General features: G+C 59.0%; 1 protein-coding gene. It reads left to right on the top strand.

Features of this window, described 5'->3' with window-relative positions; all coding sequences use genetic code 11:
- The first annotated feature begins 86 nt into the window (after positions 1-86).
- A protein-coding gene (locus AC2FNB_RS21255) for an IS3 family transposase (protein WP_496748710.1) occupies positions 87-1,438 on the top strand; the annotation gives its coding sequence in 2 pieces (ribosomal slippage) (positions 87-423 and positions 423-1,438; 1,353 coding nt in all).
- Positions 1,439-1,512: the final 74 nt, after the last annotated feature.

The raw sequence follows: 1,512 nt of genomic DNA, 5'->3' as shown, positions 1-1,512 counted from the left end.
GTGTTTGACGTCAGCGCCAATGGGACAGTTTAGGTTGATTTGATAAGGGAGGGTTTCTGGCTCATCGTAACCATCAAGGAGTGGAGATGAGACAGAAACCCGGAACCAAGCAGAGCCACGGCGAGAAGGTCGTCAAGGACATCCGTCGAGCGGCCCGCAAACAGTATTCGGCCGAAGAGAAGATCAGGATCGTGCTGGACGGCCTCAAGGGCGAGGACAGCATTGCCGAACTGTGTCGCCGAGAGGGTATTGCCCAGAGCCTGTATTACAGCTGGTCCAAGGAGTTCCTCGAGGCTGGGAAGAAGCGCCTGGCGGGCGACACGGCGCGTGCGGCAACGTCGAGCGAGGTCAAGGATCTGCGCCGTGAGGCCCGCGATCTGAAAGAAGTCGTGGCCGAACAGGCGCTGGAATTGCGGCTGCTCAAAAAAAGCATGATCGCGGATGGGGGCGACGACGAATGAGGTATCCCGCATCCGAGAAACTGGAGATCATCCGCCTGGTCGAAGGATCGCATCTGCCGACCAAGCGCACGCTGGACAAGCTCGGCATCCCCAGAACGACCTTCTATCGCTGGTATGATCGATATCTCGCTGGCGGCCCCGAGGCGCTTGAGGATCGCAGCCCCAGGCCGTCACGAGTCTGGAACCGCATTCCCGAGCCTGTTCGCGAGAAGATCAAGAACCTAGCCCTGCTGGAAAGCGATCTGTCGCCGCGCGAGTTGGCCGTGCAGTTCACCGACACGGAAAAGTATTTTGTATCAGAAGCTTCCGTGTATCGCATCCTCAAGTCCTACGACCTGATCACCAGTCCGGCTTACGTGGTTCTGTCGGCGGCCGACGAGTTCAAGGACAAGACCACGAGACCGAACCAGCTTTGGCAAACCGACTTCACCTACCTGAAGGTCATCGGCTGGGGCTGGTTCTATCTCTCGACGATCCTCGATGACCACAGCCGCTACATCATCGCGTGGAAACTCTGCACGACGATGAAAGCCGGCGACGTGACCGACACGCTGGACATGGCGCTGCAAGCCTCCGGCTGCGATAGGGCAACGGTCCTGCACAAGCCACGGCTGCTATCGGACAATGGCGCCAGTTACATCTCGGGCGAACTGGCCGACTGGTTGGAGCACCGGCAAATGGATCATGTCCGCGGCGCCCCATATCACCCGCAAACCCAAGGCAAGATCGAGCGATGGCACCAGACGCTCAAGAACCGCATCCTGCTGGAGAACTACTACCTGCCCGGCGATCTCAAGCAGAAGATCGACGCCTTCGCCGAGCATTACAACCATCGGCGCTACCACGAGAGCCTGCAGAATCTCACGCCGGCCGACGTCTACTTCGGGCGCGGCCAGGCCATCCTGCAACAAAGAGAAAGGATCAAACGGAAGACCATCGAAACCCGGCGCTTGCTTCACCGCAAATCCGCCGCTTAATCTGACCAACCAGATGCGCCAGACCCTCTCTTAGATCACGCCGCCAACTGGCCCAAAACCTCTGACGACGGACA

This window comes from Ruegeria sp. BHSB058 (genome assembly GCF_059613285.1).
This window is presented reverse-complemented; position numbering and strand designations above follow the sequence as displayed.